Annotated in this window: 16 protein-coding genes; 8 read left to right on the top strand and 8 right to left on the bottom strand. The window is 70.9% G+C overall.

Features of this window, described 5'->3' with window-relative positions; genetic code table 11:
• Positions 1–6: 6 nt before the first annotated feature.
• The 3 genes from Raf01_RS10120 to Raf01_RS10110 form a co-directional block, all read right to left on the bottom strand.
• Positions 7–996, bottom strand: coding sequence for a carbohydrate ABC transporter permease (locus tag Raf01_RS10120; protein WP_203917519.1), 990 nt, complete (start codon positions 994–996; stop codon positions 7–9).
• Between the two features lie 199 nt (positions 997–1,195).
• Positions 1,196–2,512, bottom strand: a complete 1,317-nt coding sequence (locus tag Raf01_RS10115) for an extracellular solute-binding protein (RefSeq protein ID WP_203917518.1) — start codon at positions 2,510–2,512, stop codon at positions 1,196–1,198.
• A 372-nt stretch (positions 2,513–2,884) separates the two neighbouring features.
• Positions 2,885–4,504: an AMP-binding protein gene (locus Raf01_RS10110; protein ID WP_203917517.1), complete on the bottom strand. Its 1,620-nt coding sequence runs from the start codon at positions 4,502–4,504 to the stop codon at positions 2,885–2,887.
• A gap of 183 nt (positions 4,505–4,687) precedes the next feature.
• Here Raf01_RS10110 and Raf01_RS10105 point away from each other — a divergent pair, with 183 nt between their 5' ends.
• Both Raf01_RS10105 and Raf01_RS10100 read left to right on the top strand, forming a co-directional pair.
• Positions 4,688–5,338 carry a PadR family transcriptional regulator gene (locus Raf01_RS10105; protein ID WP_203917516.1) on the top strand — a complete coding sequence of 217 codons (651 nt, stop codon included), beginning with the start codon at positions 4,688–4,690 and terminating at the stop codon, positions 5,336–5,338.
• A 171-nt stretch (positions 5,339–5,509) separates the two neighbouring features.
• The gene (locus tag Raf01_RS10100) at positions 5,510–6,190 is read left to right on the top strand and encodes a class I SAM-dependent methyltransferase (RefSeq protein WP_203917515.1); all 681 of its coding nucleotides are present in this window, start codon (positions 5,510–5,512) and stop codon (positions 6,188–6,190) included.
• A gap of 64 nt (positions 6,191–6,254) precedes the next feature.
• On the opposite strand, the gene Raf01_RS10095 is transcribed toward Raf01_RS10100, so the two are convergent.
• Positions 6,255–7,460 (bottom strand): hypothetical protein, encoded by a 1,206-nt coding sequence (locus Raf01_RS10095; RefSeq protein WP_203917514.1) that lies wholly within the window; start codon positions 7,458–7,460, stop codon positions 6,255–6,257.
• A 59-nt stretch (positions 7,461–7,519) separates the two neighbouring features.
• Positions 7,520–8,065 (bottom strand): plasmid pRiA4b ORF-3 family protein, encoded by a 546-nt coding sequence (locus Raf01_RS10090; RefSeq protein ID WP_203917513.1) that lies wholly within the window; start codon positions 8,063–8,065, stop codon positions 7,520–7,522.
• A gap of 285 nt (positions 8,066–8,350) precedes the next feature.
• Between Raf01_RS10090 and Raf01_RS10085 the strand changes: the two genes are divergently transcribed.
• The 6 genes from Raf01_RS10085 to Raf01_RS10060 all read left to right on the top strand — a co-directional run bounded on the left by Raf01_RS10085 (position 8,351) and on the right by Raf01_RS10060 (position 16,544).
• Entirely contained in the window at positions 8,351–9,082 is a 732-nt protein-coding gene (locus Raf01_RS10085; RefSeq protein ID WP_203917512.1) for a pyrimidine reductase family protein, read from the top strand.
• 75 nt (positions 9,083–9,157) lie between these two features.
• A complete protein-coding gene (locus Raf01_RS10080; protein ID WP_373319516.1) occupies positions 9,158–10,909 on the top strand; it encodes an ATP-binding protein in 1,752 nt (583 codons plus the stop codon).
• Positions 10,910–10,925: 16 nt separating this feature from the next.
• Positions 10,926–12,080, top strand: coding sequence for an exonuclease SbcCD subunit D (locus tag Raf01_RS10075; RefSeq protein WP_203917510.1), 1,155 nt, complete (start codon positions 10,926–10,928; stop codon positions 12,078–12,080).
• Positions 12,077–14,680 (top strand): AAA family ATPase, encoded by a 2,604-nt coding sequence (locus Raf01_RS10070; protein WP_203917509.1) that lies wholly within the window; start codon positions 12,077–12,079, stop codon positions 14,678–14,680. Before Raf01_RS10075 ends, Raf01_RS10070 begins: the two co-directional genes overlap by 4 nt.
• The gene (locus tag Raf01_RS10065; protein WP_203917508.1) at positions 14,677–15,612 is read left to right on the top strand and encodes a hypothetical protein; all 936 of its coding nucleotides are present in this window, start codon (positions 14,677–14,679) and stop codon (positions 15,610–15,612) included. The genes Raf01_RS10070 and Raf01_RS10065 overlap by 4 nt, the downstream gene beginning before the upstream one ends.
• Complete coding sequence (locus Raf01_RS10060; protein ID WP_203917507.1) at positions 15,609–16,544, top strand: DNA-3-methyladenine glycosylase family protein; 936 nt, start codon at positions 15,609–15,611, stop codon at positions 16,542–16,544. Before Raf01_RS10065 ends, Raf01_RS10060 begins: the two co-directional genes overlap by 4 nt.
• Here the strand turns inward: Raf01_RS10060 and Raf01_RS10055 are convergent.
• The 3 genes from Raf01_RS10055 to Raf01_RS10045 all read right to left on the bottom strand — a co-directional run bounded on the left by Raf01_RS10055 (position 16,441) and on the right by Raf01_RS10045 (position 19,534).
• Positions 16,441–17,076 (bottom strand): hypothetical protein, encoded by a 636-nt coding sequence (locus tag Raf01_RS10055; protein ID WP_203917506.1) that lies wholly within the window; start codon positions 17,074–17,076, stop codon positions 16,441–16,443. The two genes, Raf01_RS10060 and Raf01_RS10055, sit on opposite strands and share 104 nt — an antisense overlap.
• A 135-nt stretch (positions 17,077–17,211) precedes the next feature.
• Positions 17,212–18,189 (bottom strand): ROK family protein, encoded by a 978-nt coding sequence (locus Raf01_RS10050; protein ID WP_203917505.1) that lies wholly within the window; start codon positions 18,187–18,189, stop codon positions 17,212–17,214.
• Between the two features lie 346 nt (positions 18,190–18,535).
• Positions 18,536–19,534, bottom strand: a complete 999-nt coding sequence (locus Raf01_RS10045) for an ABC transporter substrate-binding protein (protein WP_203917504.1) — start codon at positions 19,532–19,534, stop codon at positions 18,536–18,538.
• Positions 19,535–19,551 lie beyond the last annotated feature (17 nt).

Genomic DNA, 19,551 nt, shown 5'->3' with positions numbered 1-19,551 from the left:
TCTCCTTCACTTGTCCGAGTTGATCCGGCGGATGACCAGGAAATTGAGCAGTGAGGTGACGAGGATCATCAGGAACAGCACCCACGCGATGGCGCCGGCGTAGCCCAGCCGGGAGCGCTCGAACATCTCCTGGAGCAGGTACATCGTCACGGTCTGGAACTGGTGCAGCGAGCCGCCTTGCAGGTAGTGCGAGCCGCTGCCGAACAGGGCCGGTTCACCGAACAGCTGCAGGCCGCCGATGGTCGACATGATCACCGTGAAGATGATCGTGGGACGCAGCATCGGCAGCGTGATCCGCCAGAACTGGGTGGACGGCCGGGCACCGTCGAGCGCGGCCGACTCGTAGATGTCCTTGGGGATCGTCTGCATCGCGGCCAGGTAGATCAGCGCGTTGTACCCGGTCCACCGCCAGTTCACCATCGTGGCGACGGCGATCCAGGAACTCCACTTCGTCGACTTCCAGTCGATGTGGTGCACACCGATGCCCTGCAGCAGGTAGTTGATGAAGCCGAAGTCCTTGCTGAACAGCTGGCTGAACACCAGGCCGATGACGGCGGTGGAGGTGACGATCGGGACGACCATGCCGATCCGGAAGAACACCCGTCCGCGAATGGCCCGGTTGAGCAGGTTCGCCAGGAACAGCGCCAGGAGCAGCTGGGGCACCGTGGAGATGACGAAGATGCCGAAGGTGTTGCCGACCGCGGTCCAGAACTGGCTGTCGTGCCAGAGTTCGCGGAAGTTCGCCAGGCCGGCCGGCGTGGAGTCCGGCGCGCCGAGCGTCCAGTTCCGGGTGGACACGTAGGCCGTGTAGATCAGCGGGTAGAGCATGAAGGCGGCGAAGATGATGAAGAACGGGGCGACGTACAGATACGGCGAACCCTTGATGTCCAGCCAGGTCAGCCGGTGCCGCACGGATCGTTGGGGTCGGGGTGGGGGTGCCTGTCTGGCCGCGCCGGTGGGGCCGTGCGCGGGCGTCGCGTCGAGGTGCAGGCTCATCTGATTCTCCTGGTCGAGGGCCGCCGGGCGGGCGGGGCACTCCCGCGCCACCGCCCTCGGCCGGCCTGGGTCGTGCGGCCGCCGGCGGTGCCAAGGGGCAACCGGCAGCCGGGTGATGCGGTGGCCGAGCCCCTGGTTGCTGGCCCGTCCGCCGTCATCACCCGGAACCGATCCCGTTGCCGGTCGACCGCGGCCCGCTCTACTTGGCCGCCGCCGCGCCCGTGGAGAGCGCGAGTTGCCAGGCTTGGGCCGGCGTCTTCTGGCCCTGTTCGACCGCCTGCAGGGTGGCCTCCACCGCGGTACGCACGTCGTTGTTCTTCGGCCCGAGGTAGACCGGCTTCAGCGACAGCGCGCCCGCCCCGAAGATCTGTCCGACCGGCGCGTTGTTGAAGTACGGGTCCTTCAACGCCTGGAAGTCGGGGTTGTCGTAGACCTTCGGCGAGGACGGCAGGTTGTTCGCCTTCTGGAACACGGCCAGCTGACTGTCGGGGCTGGTCAGGAACTTCACCAGATCCGCGGCCTCGGCCGGGTGCTTGCTCTGCTTGGTGACGGCGAGGAACGAGCCGCCCCAGTTGCCGCCGTCGCCGGGTGCCTTGGCCACATCCCACTTGCCGGACAGCCCGTCACCGGCGCTCTGCTTGATGTTCGTGAGCATCCACGCGGGGCAGGCGATGGTGGCGAACTTGGAGTTCTTGAAGCCGGCCGTCCACTCGTCGGAGAAGGAGATCTCGCCGGCCGACAGGCCCTCGCCGATCGCCTTCGTGGTCAGGTCGTAGGCCGCCTTGATGTCCGGGTTCGAGTCCAGCACGAGCTTGTTGGACTTGTCGTAGTAGGTGTAGCCGGTGTTGGCGCCGGCGACCTGCATCAGGATGTTGTTGTACAGGTTGGTCGCCGCGTCCACCCACTTGGCCGTCTTGCCGGCCGGCGAAGCCGCGAACTTCTGCCCCTGAGCGAGGTAGGCGTCCCAGGTCGGCCACAGGTTGCCCACCGCGGTGCGGTCGGTCGGCAGGTTCGCCGCCTTGAACATGTCGGTGCGGTAGCAGATCGCCATCGACCCGGCGTCGGTGCCCAGGCCGAGCAGCTTGCCGTCGGCGGTGCTGCCCTCCTGGAACTTCCACGGCAGGAAGTTGTCCTTGAGCGCGGCGCCGCCATATTGGTTCAGGTCGACGAAGTCCTGCGCGAGGCCCTTGTATTTGGTGACGGTGCCCTCTTCGAGCGCCACGATGTCACCGGCACCGGCACCCGCGGCGAGCGTCTGGTCGAGCTTGGTGTTCTCGTCCGTGAGGCCCTGGCCGTTGCCGAGTTCCTTGATCTTGATATTCGGGTGCTCCTGCATGTACTTGTCGTACAGACCCGCTTTGCCGTAGCCGAAGTCTCCGAACACGGTGACCGACAGCGTGATCTTCCCTCCAGAGGAAGAATCGTCGCTCTTGCCGCAGCCTGCCGCCGCGACGAGCGCCGCAGCGGCGACCACAGCGACCGCCGCGAAACCACGGCGGCGCGAGATGACGCCCATCCTTATGACCCCTCTCAGGTCGCGATGTGTGGCGAAGGTGCCGGCCGGGGCCGGCCTTCTCGTTGGGGTGTGCCCGGGACGCCATCACTGGCCGTACCGGGACGCCACACCGTGAGTGGAGCCTGTGGCTTGCGCCACAGGGCTCGGGAGCGCTCCCATGAGACTGCCGCCGAGTTTCGAGACTGTCAAGACCGCCTTGGGAGCGTTCCCATTTCGTTACGGGTTGGGGTCAGCGCGCGATCACGCTCCAGCAAGGAAAAACTCGCGGGCCGCGAACATGCCGCACCGATAAATCCGGTGCGGCCGTCGCCCGATCACGCTTTATCGAGATCCGATCGGATCCGGCGAGCGCCGAAAGCCGGCCGGAGGCAATCAGCCACCCAGTTCGGCGATGGAAACCTCGCGCATCTCCACCTTGCGCACCTTTCCGGTCACGGTCATCGGGAAGCTGTCCACCACCCGCACGTACCGCGGAATCTTGTAGTGCGCGAGCTTGCCGGCACAGAAGGCGCGCAGCTCTTCGGCGCCGAACTCGGCGACCCCCTCGCGCAGTTTCACCCAGGCCACCAGCTCCTCGCCGTACTTGGCGTCGGGGACGCCGATCACCTGCGCGTCGACGATGTCCGGGTGGGTGTAGAGGAACTCCTCGATCTCGCGCGGGTAGATGTTCTCGCCGCCCCGGATCACCATGTCCTTGATGCGCCCGACGATCGACAGGTACCCGTCCGGGTCCATCACCGCCAGGTCACCGGTGTGCATCCACCGCGCCGTGTCGATGGACTCCGCGGTCATGTCGGGCATGTTCCAGTACCCGAGCATCACGCTGTACCCGCGGGTGCACAGCTCACCGGCCTGCCCCCGGGGTACCGGCGCGCCGGTGGCCGGGTCGACGACTTTCACCTCGACGTGCGGGTGCGCCGCGCCCACCGTGGCCACCCGGCGCTCCAGGTCGTCGTCGCGCCCGGTCTGGCAGGACACCGGAGAGGTCTCGGTCATCCCGTAGCAGATGGTCACCTCGGCCATGCCCAGCTCGCTGATCACCCGCTTCATCACCTCGACCGGGCACGGCGAGCCGGCCATCACGCCGGTGCGCAGGCTGGACAGGTCGTGCTCGGGCAGCGACGGGTCGGCCAGCTCGGCGATGAACATGGTGGGTACGCCGTACAGCACGGTGCACCGTTCGGCCGCGACGGCACGCAGGGTGGCGGCAGGCTCGAACGCCGGGCCCGGGATCACGACGCAGGCGCCGTGGCTGGTCGCGCCGAGGTTGCCCATGACCATGCCGAAGCAGTGGTAGAACGGCACGGGTACGCAGATCCGGTCCGCCTCGGAGATGCCCTGGCCCTCGGCGACGAAGAACCCGTTGTTGAGGATGTTGTGGTGGGACAGCGTGGCGCCCTTGGGGAAGCCGGTGGTACCCGAGGTGTACTGGATGTTGATCGCGTCGTCGAAGGTGAGCATGGCCTCCCGGGCGGCCAGCTCGGCAGGGTCGACGGCGGCGGCCCGGTCGAGCAGGTCTGACCAGCCGGCGGTACCGAGGTAGACGACCTCACGCAGCGCCGGGCAGGCGGGGCGCACCTCGTTCACCATCGCCCGGTAGTCCGACGTCTTGAACGCCTCGGCCGCGACGAGCGTACGGATGCCGGCCTGTTGCAGCACGTAGGACAGCTCGTGACTGCGGTACGCCGGGTTGATGTTCACCAGGATCGCGCCGATCCGGGCCGTGGCGTACTGGACGAGCACCCACTCCGGAACGTTCGGCGCCCAGATGCCGACCCGCTCACCCCGGTCCACCCCGAGGGCGAGCAGGCCGAGCGCGACCCGCCGCACGTCGGCGGCGAATTCGCGATAGGTCCACCGGCGGCCGCTGGGCACGTCGACCAGCGCCTCCCGGTCCGGGAAGCGGGCGACGGCGGCCGCGAGGTTGGCACCGATCGTGTCGCCGAGCAGGGGAATCGCGGACGGACCGTTGGCGTAGGACAGGGCGGACATGGCGCACCTCCGAGCCGGGACCCCCGCGTTGCCTTGATTCTGCTCATGGACAGACCGGTGGCGGAAGAGGCGGACCGGCCGGCCCTCGCCGACTGTCCACAGTGGTCGGATCGATCGACGTTGTGATCACTGCACTCGTCGCCGTATACTCGCGGACGAGTATACGGCGACGAGGAGCTACCGATGGCGAAGCGGCGCAAGGTGGGCAATCTGCTCGCGCTCGCCCTGCTCGCGCTACTCGCGCCGGGCAACCCGATGCACCCGTACCAGATGGCGAACCTGCTCCGCCGCACCGGCAAGGAGCAGGACATCGACATCAAGTGGGGCTCGCTCTACACGGTCGTGGCCAACCTGGAGAAGCACGGGTTCATCGAGGCCACCGGCAGCGACCGGGAAGGACGGCGTCCGGAGCGCACCAGCTACGCCATCACCGCCGACGGCCGGGCCGAACTGACCGACTGGCTGCGCGAGTTGGTCGCCGTGCCCGAACCGGAGCAGCGGAAGCTGTCCGCGGCGCTGTCCGTCCTGGGCGTGCTCAGCCCCGACGAGGTGACCACGCTGCTGGCCGAACGGCTGCGCGCGCTCGACGGCGACATCGCCGCCAGGCGCGCCGTGCTCGAGCAGAGCGGTCCGGTGCCCCGGGTGTTCCTCATCGAGGCCGAATACGCGCTGGCTATGCGGGAGGCCGAAACGGCCTGGGTCCGCTCGCTGCTGACCGAAATCACCGAGGGCACGCTGTCCGGCGTCGCCGAGTGGCGCGACTACCACGAGACCGGAGAGCAGCCGGCCGAGTGGGCGCGACTGCTGGCAGAGGAGGAGACACCGAGAGATTGACCGCCGATCGACCCCGGTTGCGGTGCGGCAACACCGCGACCGGGGTCGGGCCCCGCACCGATCCCGTGGAACGGAACCCGGCGTACGAGATGTAGCGATCACCAGAATAGCCGGGCTCTCCTGCCCACGGGCCGCCGTCACGACCCGTACACAGGCGAGGAGACATCAGAAATGGCAAGCACCGAGACCAAACGGTTCAAGCTGGTTCCCGAGATGGAGGGCGTGACCGCGCGCTGGTACGCCCGGCAGCGCGGTTCGGCCAGTCAACTCGCGCTGGTACGCGAGCAGGCCGCGCGCATCACCGAAGGGCTGCCCGCGGGCGCCGACATCCTGGAGGTCGCGCCGGGGCCGGGATACCAGGCGGTCGAGCTGGCCCGGCTCGGGTACCGGGTGACTGCACTGGACGTGAGCCACACGATGGTGGACATCGCCCGCGAGTACGCCCGGAAGGAGACGGTCGACGTCGACGTCAGGCAGGGCGACGCGGCGGCGATGCCGTTCGAGGCGGAGTCTTTCGACCGCATCGTGTGCCAGGCGGCGTTCAAGAACTTCGAGCGACCGGTACTCGCGCTGGACGAGATGCACCGGGTGCTGCGCGCCGGCGGCACGGCGCTGATCCAGGACCTGCCCGGCGACGCGACCGGCGCCGACATCGACCGGGAGGTACGCCAGATGCAGGCGTCCGGAGTGTCCGCGCTCGTGGTCCGGCTGGTGCTGCGGGGGCTGCGCAGGCGCGCCTTCTCCCGGTCGCAGTTCGAGGAGCTGGTCGCCGCCAGCGCGTTCCGGACCGGTGAGATCCGGGTGGACGGCGTCAACATCGAGGTACGCCTGACCCGGGCGGCCACCGCCTGACCCGAACCCGCGAGAGTCGCCGTCCGGGTCGGGGGAGCCACTCCCCCGACCCGGGCGGCGCGCTTCACCGACGCCGGTTCGCTCCGTAGTCGACCTCGTAGGTCGAGGCGAACGGGCCCCGCACGATCCGGCGTACGAACTTTCCACCTCTGTTCGGCGGGCGCAGCCCCACGTCGAGGGTGAACCGCTGCGGGACCGACAGCCGTTCACCGTTGATCTTCACTCGGCGGCGTACCTGGTACATCGGGTACCAGGGACAGGAGTAGAAATGGCTCGCCATCGTGTCGCCGGTCACCGGCACGATCGCGCCCGAGGCCAGAGCCGCCTGGATCTGCGCGTGGATCGTGAGCGTGTGCGCAGGGTCGGGATCGGCTTCCCACATGGCCGCGATCGCCTCCCGGGCCTGCGGATCGCTCTGCCACTGCGCACGGCTGTCCGGATCGGTGAGGCACCACGGGTCGAATCGCGACCCGCCCGGCAGGACCTGCGGGTCGATCCGGGACGCGATGGTCTTCGCCGATCGGGCACCGACGAGCGACGGCATGGCCGCGAACTGCCCCACCTTGAACCAGATACCGGCGGAACGCCTGATGTGTGCCTGGGTCAGGCTCCGCAACCGCGGCGTCGTCGCGCTGGCCGACAGCGTCTGGGCGTAGTCGGCGGCGGCCGCCGCCTCGGCGGCCTGCTGGCGCACGGTGTTGACGGTGTGCCGCTGTGACTCCGATTGCGCGTGTTTCTCCAGGTCGAACAGGGCCAGCTCGACCTGCGCGCGGACCGGCGGGATGGCGGTCATCAGGGCGCGCAGGTGCGCGAGCGGGCACGGGTCGGGGCCGGCCCAGGCCGGCAGGTCCGCCGGAAGCATCACGAGGTGTGCCAGGTTGTAGTCGGGGTTGCTCTCGGCCTGCCGGGCGTGGCTGAGCCAACCCTCGGCGGCGGCGAACCAGGACCATGCCTGCTCGAACGTCACCGGCGGGACGTAGCCGACCGTGCGCGGATCGGTGGCGTAGTCGGCGTCGAGCAGGCTGGCGCCCAGGCTGTGCAGGTAGAACGCGTTCCAGCAGGCGACCAGGTATCCGCCGGTGGCGGGCGGCGCGGTCCACAGGTTCCGCCCGTCGGCCAGCAGCTGCGAGCGGGTCTGCTCGGCCTTGCCCAGCTCCGCGTACACCCAGTTTCCGGCAGCACGCAGCGCTTCGAGGTCGCCGGCGTCACGTTCGCCCCGGAGCGCGGCTCGCACCCTGGTCGTTATGCCCGGGCGCTGAGGCTCGTTCACCGCACCACCTCCGCGGTCATGGATCCCCGATCGTAGGCGGGAAATCCAAACAGCGGAGTTCAGACGAGGCGCCGGAGCAGGACGCTCGCCCGGTCCGGATCGAAGAACTCGGAGTCGAAGTGCCGGCCGATCCACTCCAGCATCGCGCCGTGCTCCGGATGCCCGGGGTCCTTCAGCGCGTCGAGGAACTCGGCGTAGCCGTGCGCCCCGCCGACGTCCTCCGGCGGGCAGGCCCGCTCCCCCTCCATGCACAGCGGGTAACGCTCGTCAGGCTCGGCGAGGTACAGCGCCTCGACCGCGATCTCGTGGTCCCACCAGTCGCCGAAGTCGTAGACGTAGCTGAACCGGCTGTCCTTGCCGGCCACCGCGTCCAGTCGCACGTCCAACTCGTCGCGCAGGTCGAGTTCACCCTCCGGGTCGGGTATCCCGAACTGGGCGTTCTCGATCTCGAACGAGTGAAGGTGGTAGTCCTGCCAACCCATCGCGTACTGGATGACTCGGTGCAGCCGGTCCAGCGTGTACCCGCCCGGCACCGCCACCCGCCGCCAGATGGCGGGCGACACGTCGAGCAGAGTGATCCTGAGCTGAAAGATCTGTCGCGCCATCGTGTCCTCTCGGCTCGCCCCCGGCCAGCCTCATTCTCGCCGAGTGCACCATTCTGGACGCAAGGGGCCGAGCGAAGGAGGTTGCGCGATGATCTGTCAGGCGTGTCGTGACCGACAGCATGACCGCTGCCGGGGCGGCAACTGGTGCGACTGCCAGCACCGGCCGCCGGAGCCGCGGCCACCGGCCACCGGACCGGCCGGCGAGTGACCCGACGACCACGAAAGTGACGACCCGACGACCGCGAACCCGACGACCGCGAACCCGACGACCCGAAGGAGCAGCCCGTGCACCGGATCTGGCCGAACCCCGACCCGACGCCGGTCGACGACGCCGAACTCACCGCGCTCTACCAGCCCACCGACCCGGTGCTCCGGGTCAACTTCGTGACCAGCGTGGACGGCGCGGTCGAAGTGGAGGGGCGCTCCCGGGGGCTGCAGACCCCGGGCGACCAGAAGGTGTTCCCGCTGCTGCGGATGTTCGCCGAGGGCCTCATGGTAGGCGCCGGGACGCTGCGCCAGGAGGGGTACGGCGGCATCCGGCTGGCCGAGCAGCGGCGCGACTGGCGGACCGCGCACGGGCTCAGCCCGTACCCCCGGGTGATCATCGTCTCCCGCCGCCTCGACCTGTCGCCGACCCACCCGGCGCTGGCCGACGCGCCCATCCGGCCGATCATCGTCACCTGCACCGACGCTCCGCCGGACCGGCGCACCGCACTGCGCTCCGTGGCCGACGTGCTGGAGTACGGGCGAGGTGGGGTGGACCTCCGGGCGGCACTGGCCGACCTTCGCGACCGCGGGTTCAACCAGCTCCTGTGCGAGGGCGGCCCGCACCTGTTCGGATCGCTGACCGAGGCCGGCCTCGTCGACGAGGTGTGCCTGACCGTCACGCCGATGCTGGCCGGCCCGGGCGCCGGCCGGATCACCGCCGGCACCGGTACGGCGATGCAGGAGTTCTCGCTCGCTCACGCACTGTACGACGACGGCACGCTGCTCCTGCGGTACGCGAGGAATGCGTAACTTTGTCATGCCGACCTTGTGCTTCCGGGCGTGCCCCGACCATGAGCGTCGCACCCGTGAGGCACGATGCCCGTCATGGACCTTTCCGGGCAGACTTCGGTCGGTCGGGTGCTCGGCACCGCCGACGCGACGCCGTTGCAGTTCTGGGTCGCGGTGGCGCCCGGCGAATACCTGCAGCTCGACGACGTCGTGGTCACCAGACGTGAACTGCCTGATCAACAGCCGGTAACCATCGCCGGCGTGGTCACCGCGGTGCGGGCCAGGCACGAGGGCGCGCAGTTCGAGTCCGACGTGTTCGCCATCGCCGACGGCACGCTGCCGGCGCAGGTGCAGGAGGCGGCCGAGATCACCACCACCCGGGTGGACCCGGAGCTGTACGTGCCACCGTCGCCGGGTGCCCCGGTCCACCGGGCGGCCGGCGACGACCGGTCCCGGGCGCTGTACTTCGACCGGATGGAGCAGAAGGTTCCGTTGGGTACCGGCCGGGACGGCATGCCGGTCTTCCTCAACTTCGAATTCCTCAACGGGCAGCGCGGCGCCCACGTGTCCATCTCCGGCATCTCCGGAGTTGCCACGAAGACGTCGTTCGCCACGTTCCTGCTGTATTCGGTCTTCCGCTCCGGAGTGCTCGGCGGCGAGGCGGTCAACACCAAGGCGCTCATCTTCAACGTCAAGGGCGAGGACCTGTTGTTCCTCGACCACCCCAACTCCCGGTTGACCGAGTCCACCGCGTCGACATACGCGAAGCTGGGGCTGACCGCCCAGCCGTTCCCGGATGTCTCCGTGTACGCCCCGCCGCGTGCCGGTGACCCCTCGGGCACCCCGGACGTGTCCAGCCGACTGTCCGGAGTGGACAGTTTCTACTGGACACTGGCCGAGTTCTGCGCCGACAGCCTCCTGCCGTACGTGTTCGCCGACGCGGACGACGAACGCCAGCAGTACACGATGGTGGTGCACTCGGTCGCCGCGCACCTGGCGAAGACGGCCGTTCCGGCCGACGGTGGGGTGGCCATCGACGGCGTACGGCTCGGTTCATACGCCGACCTCGTCGACTTCGTCGTCGCACAGCTCGCCGACGAGGCGTCCCGGTCGTTCTGGGCCGGCTCGGCGGTCGGGTTGGGCACGGTCAACGCGTTCTCCCGGCGGCTCATCGGGTCGAAGAAGGACCTCGGCCGGCTCATCCGCGGCGACCTGCCGACCAACCGGGCGCACTCGGTGAATACGGCGGAGAGTTCCCAGGTGACCGTGGTCGACCTGCACAACCTGCCGGACCGGGCACAGCGGTTCGTGGTCGGTGTGACGCTGAAGTCCGAATTCGAGCGCAAGGAGAAGGCCGGCACCGCCAAGCCGCTGCTGTTCGTGGTGCTCGACGAGCTGAACAAGTACGCGCCCCGGGAGGGCACCAGCCCGATCAAGGAGATCCTGCTCGACATCGCGGAGCGCGGGCGCTCGCTGGGCGTCGTGCTGATCGGCGCGCAGCAGACCGCGAGCGAGGTGGAGCGGCGCATCGTCGCGAACTCGGCGATCCGGATCGTCGGCCGGCTCGATCCGGCCGAGGCGTCCCGCCCGGAGTATGGTTTCCTTCCGCCCGCCCAGCGCGCCCGGGCCCTGATCGCCAAGCCCGGCACCATGTTCATCGGCCAGCCGGAGTTGCCCGTTCCGCTGGTGGTGGAGTTCCCGTTCCCGGCGTGGGCCACCCGGCCGGCGGAGGCCGGCCCGGCACCCCGGGCCACCCTGCGCTCGCTGACCCAGGCCGCCGACGCGTTCGCGGTGGTGGGCGCCAGACCGCCGGGCGCCGCGCTGTCCGACGACGACATTCCGTTCTGAGGGGAGCTTCGCTGGAATGAGAATCCTGCACACCTCGGACTGGCACGTCGGGAAGGTCCTCAAAGGACAGTCCCGGGTGGAGGAGCACATCGCCGTCCTGCGCCAGGTGGTGGAGGTCGCCCAGGCGGAGCGGCCCGACCTGGTGGTGGTTGCCGGCGACCTGTACGACACGGCGGCACCCACCCCGGACGCAACCCGGCTGGTGACCCGGGCACTGTCCGCGCTGCGCAACACCGGCGCCGACGTGGTCGCCATCGCCGGCAACCACGACAACGGCGCGGCGCTGGACGCGCTGCGCGCCTGGGCCGAGGCCGCCGGGATCACCCTGAGGGGCTCGGTGCGCGACCGCGCGGCCGACCACATCGTGGAGGGCCGGACGCGCGGCGGCGAGGCGTGGCGGATGGTCGCGCTGCCGTTCCTGTCCCAGCGGTACGCGATCCGGGCCACCGAGATGTTCGACCTGTCCGCCGCCGAGGCCACCCAGACGTACGCCGATCACGTCGGCCGGCTGCTGGCCACGCTGAGCGAGGGCTTCGGCCCGGACACAGTGAACCTGGTGACCGCGCACCTGACCGTGATCGGCGGCACGATGGGCGGCGGTGAGCGGGACGCCCACACCATCCAGGCGTACGCGGTGCCCGCCACGGTGTTCTCCCCCGGTACGCACTACGTGGCACTCGGTCACCTGCACCGCGCCCAGTCGATCCTGGCGCCCTGCCCGGTGCACTACAGCGGCAGCCCGCTGGCGGTGGACTTCGGCGAGGAGGAGAACACCCCGTCGGTGACCATCGTCGAGGTCGGCACCCAGCAGGCGGCGAAGATCAGGCAGGTACCGGTGACCGCCGCGGTACCGTTGCGTACCGTGCGTGGCACCCTCGACGAACTGGCAAAGGTCAAAGAGAGCGACGGCTGGCTGCGGGTGTACGTGCGGGAGCGTCCCCGGGCCGGGCTGCGCGAGGCGGTCCAGGACCTGCTGCCCCGCGCGCTGGAGGTGCGCATCGATCCCTCACTGGTCGCCGAGATGGCCGCCGCGGACTCGTCGGCACAGGCCCGACGGGCCGGGCGCGCGCCGGGCGAGCTGTTCTCCGACTATCTGCGCAGCCGGGGTCACGCCGACCCGGCGGTCGGTCAACTGTTCGACCGGCTCTACGGCGAGGTGCGCGCGTCATGAGGCCGCTGCGGCTGGACCTGGAGGGCTTCACGGTCTTCCGTGACCTGACCACGGTCGACTTCACCGATGCCGACTTCTTCGCGCTGATCGGGCCGACCGGCTCCGGGAAGTCGACGATCCTGGACGCGATCTGCTTCGCGCTCTACGGCACCGTACCGCGCTGGAACGACCGCCGGGCCGTGGCCAACGCGCTGGCGCCGTCCAGCGCCCAGGCACGGGTGCGGCTGGTGTTCGAGTCGGCCGGCTCACGCTATGCGGCGACCCGGGTGGTGCGCCGGGACGGCAAGGGCCGGGTGACCACCAGCCAGGCAGGACTGGAGTTGCTGCCCCGGGGCTTCGACCTGGCCATCCTGGACAAGGATCCGGGGGCCGGCGATCCGCTGGAGCTGGGCGAGCCGCTGGCCGGCACGCCGGCCGAGATGGAACAGGCCGTCCTGGACGCGATCGGGCTGCCGTACGAGCAGTTCACCAGTTGCCTGGTGCTGCCACAGGGCGCGTTCGCAGAGTTCCTGCATGCCAAGCCGGCGCAGCGCCAGCAGATCCTGGTCAACCTGCTCGGGCTGTCGGTCTATGAGGAGATCCGCAACCGGGCGACCGCGATGGCCACCGAGGCCGACGGCCGGCTCACCGCCACCGACCGGCTGCTGGCCGACCTCGCCGACGCCACCGACGAGGCACTGGCGGAGGCGGCCGGGCGGGTGGACGCGATGCGCGCGCTCGCGGCCGAGGTTTCCGCCGCCGTACCGCTGCTGCTCGTCGCGGAACGGGACGCGCAGGCGGCGCGCACCGCGCTGGCCGACCTCGACGGCGAGCTGGACCTGTTGTCCGGGGTGCGCCCTCCGGCCGAGGCGAGCGACCTCGCGGCGGCCGGATCCACCGCGGACGCGGCGGTCGCCGAGACCACCGACGCGGTGACCTCCGCCGAGGAGCACGAGGAGCGGCTGCGCGCCGAACTGGCCGAGGCCGGCGACGCCACCGCCATGCACCGGCTGCTGGACCAGTTCGCCGAGCGGGACCGGATCGCCGTGCAGGGCGGCGACTTCGCCGGCGCGGTCGGGCAGGCCGAGGCGGAATACGAAGAGGCGGTACGGGCGCTGGATGCCGCGACCGAGTCGGCGGCCATGGCCGCGGACGAGGTGTCGGCGGCGGAACGCGCGGTCGAACAGGCGCGCACCGCGGACCGGGCGGCGAGCCTCCGCCCGCACCTGCGGGTCGGCCACGCCTGCCCGGTCTGCACGCAGCCGGTCAGCGAGTTGCCGGCCATGCCCGACGCGCCCGCCCTCACCGCGGCCTCGGCCCGGCTGGTCAAAGCGCAGCGGGCGGGCGAATCGGCCGGCGCGCTCAAGGTCACCCGTGAGCGCGCGCTGCGCGACCTGGACAAGGCGCTCAGCCGGGTCCGCGCCGAGCGTGACGCGCTGAACCGGCAGCTGGTCACGCTGGACGCCCGGCTGGCCGGCGTCGAACCGGCCGCGCTGCGGGCCGGGCTGGATGCCGTGGGCCGGCTGCAACAAGACCTGGACACCGCGGGCCGGAAGGTGCGCGCCGCCCGGGACGCGCACCGCAAGGCGTCGGCACAGGCGTCCCGGGCGCGGCAGCGCCTGAGCGCGGCGTGGCGCGAGTTCGACGCGGTACGCGATCAGGTCGCTCCGCTCGCGCCGCCGACGGCCGACCGGGAGGACCTCGCCGCGGCGTGGCGCACGCTGTCGGCTTGGGCGCGCACCGAGTGGGACGGCCGGCGTGTCCGGCGCGTGGAGCTGGCCGCCACGTTGGAGACGGCCCAGGCGGCGGCGGTCGAGGCGCGCGGCCGGATCGGGAAGCTGTTCACCGACGCCGGGCTCCCGGAGCCGACCGGACCGGTCGCGCAGGGCGGCGCCGAGGGCGGTGCCGGCGCCGACGACGGCAGCGGCGCGGCGGGCGCCGACCGGGGCGGTTCCCGGCGGACCGGGGCGGGCGCGACACGCGTCGAGCGGGTCGGGCCGGCCGAGGCCGCGGCGATCGTGGTCGAGCGCGCCGAGGCGGCGCACGCCCGGCTGATCGAGCGGCGCGAGCAGGCCGACCGGCTGAACCAGCAGCGCGCCGAGCACGAGCGGGACAGCCAGCTCGCCCGCGCGCTGGCCAACCACCTGCGGGCGAACAACTTCGAACGCTGGTTGCTGGAGGAGGCACTGGACCGGCTGGTGGAGGGTGCCTCCCGGATCCTGCGTGAGCTGTCCGGCGGCCAGTACGAGCTGGTCCACGACAAGGGCGAGTTCTTCGTCATCGACCAGCACGACGCCGCCCTGCGCCGCGGCGTGCGCACACTGTCCGGCGGCGAGACGTTCCAGGCGTCGCTGGCGCTCGCGCTGGCCCTGTCCGAGCAGCTGACCGGCATGTCGACCGGGGCGGCCAGCCTGGAGTCGATCCTCCTCGACGAGGGCTTCGGGACCCTGGACGCGTCCACTTTGGACACCGTCGCGGCCACGCTGGAGAATCTGGCCGCCCGCGGTGAACGCATGGTCGGCGTGGTCACCCACGTCAGCGCGCTGGCCGAGCGGGTACCGGTCCGGTTCGAGGTACGCAAGGATGCCCGCACCGCCCGAGTGGAACGGGTACAAGGGTGAACCTCTCCTGGGACTCGTGGGGCGACGGGTACGGCGCCAGCGTCGACATCGAGGACGGCCCGTCGAGCGACCGCAGCGGCGACGTCGACGAGCAGGTCGAGCGGAAGCTCGGCGACTGGGAGGCCATCGCGCCGCCGGACAGCGTCACCCCGCCGGACGTTGTGTCCTTTGTGGACGGTGTGATGCACAACGACGCTCGGGGCTGGCTGACCGACGAGGCCGGCGACGCCCATCCCGTGCTGGCCGCCTCGTACGCGGCCGGGGTGGTGCGGTGCGACCGGCGGCGGGGTGTGGCCGAGGTGACCTCGGCGCTGGTCGAGCGCGCGTTGCTGAGCGCCCTGCCGGACGCCACGTCGCTCGGCACCGGCCCAGCCCGTTACGTGGCGCACCGGGCCAGCCGGGACGTCGCCGAACACCTCGACCGCGACCTCAGCAAGCTGCTGGTCGCGCTGGAGCTGAAGGCGTCGCGGGAAGCCGGTGCGGGCGCCTCGGAGGACGAGTTGCTGGTGGTGGACGGCCGGCTGCGGGAGCGCCGCGACCTGAGCAACACCGTCGGGTACATCAAGACCCAGCACAGCAACTACCTGCAGCCGGCGCAGGTCAGGGTCGTCACCACAATGCCGGTCGGCCACCGTACGCCGGTGTTCGCGTTCGCCGGACTGTTCTCCTGGTACCTGCGGCTGCCCGGCCCGGCCGGCTCGCCGTGGAGCGGGATCGTCCGGGTCGAGTGCAGTGACCGGGTCGAGGCCGCCGACGCGATCCACCTCGCCGACCTGTCGGCGGTCACGCTGCCCGGCTACGCCTCGCGGGCCTACAAGGACCCGCGCGCCCCGCAGAACCTGATCCCGATCGCTGGCCTGGAACGCCGGCTGCGCGGCCTGCTGGGCGACTCCCGACTGTTGCAGAGGTCGCTGCGGGCGGCGGTCCGATGAAGACGGTCCTCAGTCTGCCGGCGCACTACGACTTCGCCGGTACCCTCGGTCCGCTGCGGGTGTTCCCGGCCGACCCGGCCGCCCGGCTGACCGCCACCGAACTGTGGTGGGCCGTGCGTACCCCGGACGGCCCGGCCACCCTGCACCTGCGCCGGTACGGCGACGAGGCGGAAGCGACCGGGTACGGCGCCGGGGCCGGCTGGGTGATCGACCGCGCGACCGCCATCGCCGGGCTGGACGACGACGTGAGCGGGTTCACCGCGCTCGCCGCCCTGGATCCGGTGGTCCGCCGGGCCTGGCACGACCGGCCCGGGCTCCGGCTGACCCGCACCGGCCGGCTGTTCGTCCACCTGCTGCCAACCATCCTGGGACAGAAGGTGACCGGCAAGGAGGCGTTCCGGGGCTACGCGAAGATCGTGCGCCACTTCGGCGAGCAGGCGCCCGGTCCGCTGCCCGGGCTGCTCCTGCCGCCCGACCCGGCCCGGATCGCGGGGTCGCCGTACTGGGTGTTCCACCCGTTCGGGGTGGAGCAGAAGCGCGCCGACGCGCTGCGCCGGGTGGCCGCCGTAGCGGACCGGCTGGAGGCGGCACCGGACGCGGCGGCGGCCACCGCCCGGCTGGTGTCAATGCCCGGCATCGGCGAGTGGACCGCCGCCGAGGTGGTCCGGCTCGGGTACGGCGACCCGGACGCGGTGACGGTCGGCGACTACAACATCCCGCACCACGTCGTGTACGCGCTGACCGGCGCGGTACGGGCGGGCTCCCGCGAGTCGGCACCGGGCCGGTACAGCGAGGCGGACCTGCGGATGCTGGAGTTGCTGGCGCCGTTCACCGGCCAGCGGGCGCGGGTGGTTCAGTTGCTGACGGCAACGCGTCCGGCGCCGCCCCGCTTCGGTCCACGGATGCCCATCCGTTCTTTCGCCCGATTCTGACCGGCCACCTCGGGAAGGGCGGTATCCCGCGGGCCATCCACTCGTCCAGGATCTTCCGCCCCTCGGCGGGCGACAACGATGCCGCCTTCGCCGCGAACGCCTCCAGCGCCGTCATGAACTCAGGACCGGTCGAGGGGTTGATGACCCGTTCGGCCCGGATGAACGGCCCGACCGCGGCCCACACCGCGACGGTCCGCGCACGCAGCAGGGCGGTGAACGCCCGCTCCTCGACGAGGTCGAAGATCATCATGCAGGCGAACTGTTGCAGGAAGTAGCAGACGTCGTAGACCTTGTACCGGACCTCCGGCGGCAGGCCGGTCAGGCCCTTGCTCTCGTCGTACGAACCGAGTTCGCCGCACACGAAGTCGAAGCCCTCGTGGATGGCGCTCGACCGGAACTGGCTCAACAAGTCCACCAACGCCGGCGCGTTGTTCGTCAGCCGCTGCAGGCTGTTCTGCCGTACGGCGAGGAACGCCGACACGATGAGCGCGACGATCGACAGCGCGAGAGTGATGGAGTTGGAGACGTCCATGCCGCCGAGAATAGACAGCGGCCACTTTCCCGAGGACGCTCCGCTCGGCCGGTCATCGCCGAAGAACGTCGACTGTAGCCGATGAACGACCGGAGCGCGGCCGCCTTTCGGCCGGAGCGCCGGTACCGACGTCTGCTAGGCGGCGACCAGTGTGGCGGTGACCCGACCGTCGGCCGTGTACGCCTCGGCGTCGTGGATGAGTGCCGCCGCACCCATCAGGCTCGCCCTCGGGCCCAGCCGCGCGCCGACCACCTCGATACGCCGGATGAACGGCAGCGCCGCGTGGTCGGCCAGCGACCGGCGCAGCGGAGCCATCAGCAGCTCGCCGGCCTGCGACACGCCCCCGCCGATGATGACCCGGGCGAGGTCGCAGGTGGCCGCGGCCGCCGCGATCATGGCGCCGAGTACCCGCCCGGACCGCTCGAACGCCGCCACGGCCGTCTCGTCTCCAGCCCGCGCCGAGGCGGCCAGCTCCACGGCGTCCGCGGTGTCCCGAGGCCGCCATCCGTTGGCGAGCGCCCAGCGCACCATCGAGGGTCCGCTGGCGTACGCCTCGGGGCAGCCCCGCCCGCCGCACTGGCACCGTTCGCCGTCGACCACAACGGGAGCGTGCCCGACGTGCCCGGCGTTGCCGGATGCCCCGCCGTGTAGCCGGCCACCGAGTATCAGACCACCGCCGATCCCGGTGGACACCACGATCGCGAGCAGGTCGTCGCAGCCCCGACCGGCACCGAGCCAGTGCTCTCCGGCCGCGGTGGCCGGGCCGTCGCCGACCAGCCGGGCCGGGCGACCCGGTACCAGGTCGGCGAGGCGGGCCAGCAACGGCGCCCCGTGCAGCTCCGGGATGTTGACCGGGATCACGGTACCGGCGGCCAGGTCGACCGGGCCGGCGCTGCAGATTCCGATGCCGACCACCCGGTCCAGCCCGACCGGCTCGGCGACCCGGGCGACCAGCCGGCGCAGCCGGTCGATCAGTTCCCCGCCCGGGGTCGGGATCACCTGGTGGTCGAAGACCTCACCGGCCGCGTTGACCAGGGCCACCGCCGCCTTCGTCCCGCCCACGTCGACCGCGATGGCGACCGGACCGGCCGCGTCGAATGCCGGCTCGCTCATGCCGGATCCTCTCCGACCAGTCTGGCTCGGCGCGTCTGACGCCGCGCGGCGACCCAGACCAGTCGCTCCGCTGCCGGTCCGGCATGAGGCACGAGGGCGCCGCAACTCCGATTCACTCGCTGACGCTCGCTCATGCCGGATCCTCGCTACGCTGCGGTCCGGCATGAGGCACGAGGGCGCCGCAACTCCGATTCACTCGCTGACGCTCGCTCATTTCTTTCCTTCCCGTGCCGGCGCGAACGCCCGCGCCCGGGCCGAGCGGCCGGTACGGCGGGCGGACACGCCCCGGCGGGGCAGGACAGGGCAATCCCGTTGCCCAGCCTGCCCCGCCGCGATTCGTCGTGAGTTAGCAGGAACCCTTGTAGAAGTACTTCGTCACATTCGGGTCCTTCATGTTGTCCGGGGTGATAGCGACCAGATCGGTGCCGATCGTCCCCTGTACGGACTTGCCCTGAATGGCCGCCACCGCCTGATCGACGCCCTGCTTCCCGATGTTCGCCGGGTCCTGTGCGATCAGGACCTGGACCGTACCATTCTGCAGGTCCTGGACCTGCTGAGGGCCGGCGTCGAAGGCGGAGATCTTGATCTGGCCCTTCTTGCCGGCCTGGTTCACGCCGGCGGCCACGCCCTCGGCAGTGTTCACGTTGTCGGCGAAGACGCCGCCCAGGTCCGGGTGCGCCGCGATCGTCGACTGCACGATGGACGTCGCCTTGGCCGGGTCGTCGTTGTCGTACTGCACCGGCAGCAACGTGATGCCCGAGTGCGCCGCCTTCATCTGGTCGGTGAAGCCCTTGATGCGGGCGTCGGTCGTGGACACGCCCGGCTTCACGCTGATGACGATGGCCGAGCCCTTGTCACCCATCTCCTTGGCCAGCGCGTCCGCCGCGGTCTTGCCGCCCGCCTCGTTGTCCGAGGAGATCCGGGAGACGCCGACCGAGGTGTCGGTCACCGCGGTGTCGACGAGCACCACCTTGGTACCGGCGCTCTGCAGCTGCTTGATGTCCGGCGTCAGCGCGTCCGTGTCCACCGGCGAGATGAGCAGGCCGGCCGGCTTGGTCGCGGCCACCGAGTCGATGATCGGGCGCTGCAACGACACGTCCCACTGGGACGAGCCGTCCGACTTGAACTTGACCCCGAGCTTCTGGGCCTCCTCCTGCGCCGCGCAGGTCATGGTGATGTAGAACGGGTCGCTCTTGACCCCGGTGATCAGCTCGACGGTCTTGCTGGACAGCGAGCCGCCGCCGGAGGATCCGCCGCTCGACGAGCCCGAGTTGCCACAGCCGGCCGCCGCGGCCAGCATGGCGAGCGAGGCAACCGCCACGCACGCCGACCTTCTTGTGCTCATGTGTCTCCTCCAGTTGG

The organism is Rugosimonospora africana (assembly GCF_016862975.1).
Classification (GTDB): domain Bacteria; phylum Actinomycetota; class Actinomycetes; order Mycobacteriales; family Micromonosporaceae; genus Rugosimonospora; species Rugosimonospora africana.
Note: the sequence above shows the minus strand (reverse complement) of the source record. Positions and strands in the feature narration are given on the sequence as shown.

Coding starts and splice junctions, on each gene's coding strand:
- Raf01_RS10045 (WP_203917504.1), bottom strand. CDS start 19,534: ATGAGCACAAGAAGGTCGGCGTGCGTGGCGGTTGCCTCGCTCGCCATG.
- Raf01_RS10090 (WP_203917513.1), bottom strand. CDS start 8,065: ATGGCGCGACAGATCTTTCAGCTCAGGATCACTCTGCTCGACGTGTCG.
- Raf01_RS10105 (WP_203917516.1), top strand. CDS start 4,688: ATGGCGAAGCGGCGCAAGGTGGGCAATCTGCTCGCGCTCGCCCTGCTC.
- Raf01_RS10120 (WP_203917519.1), bottom strand. CDS start 996: ATGAGCCTGCACCTCGACGCGACGCCCGCGCACGGCCCCACCGGCGCG.
- Raf01_RS10080 (WP_373319516.1), top strand. CDS start 9,158: ATGGACCTTTCCGGGCAGACTTCGGTCGGTCGGGTGCTCGGCACCGCC.
- Raf01_RS10070 (WP_203917509.1), top strand. CDS start 12,077: ATGAGGCCGCTGCGGCTGGACCTGGAGGGCTTCACGGTCTTCCGTGAC.
- Raf01_RS10110 (WP_203917517.1), bottom strand. CDS start 4,504: ATGTCCGCCCTGTCCTACGCCAACGGTCCGTCCGCGATTCCCCTGCTC.
- Raf01_RS10100 (WP_203917515.1), top strand. CDS start 5,510: ATGGCAAGCACCGAGACCAAACGGTTCAAGCTGGTTCCCGAGATGGAG.
- Raf01_RS10055 (WP_203917506.1), bottom strand. CDS start 17,076: ATGGACGTCTCCAACTCCATCACTCTCGCGCTGTCGATCGTCGCGCTC.
- Raf01_RS10075 (WP_203917510.1), top strand. CDS start 10,926: ATGAGAATCCTGCACACCTCGGACTGGCACGTCGGGAAGGTCCTCAAA.
- Raf01_RS10050 (WP_203917505.1), bottom strand. CDS start 18,189: ATGAGCGAGCCGGCATTCGACGCGGCCGGTCCGGTCGCCATCGCGGTC.
- Raf01_RS10060 (WP_203917507.1), top strand. CDS start 15,609: ATGAAGACGGTCCTCAGTCTGCCGGCGCACTACGACTTCGCCGGTACC.
- Raf01_RS10115 (WP_203917518.1), bottom strand. CDS start 2,512: ATGGGCGTCATCTCGCGCCGCCGTGGTTTCGCGGCGGTCGCTGTGGTC.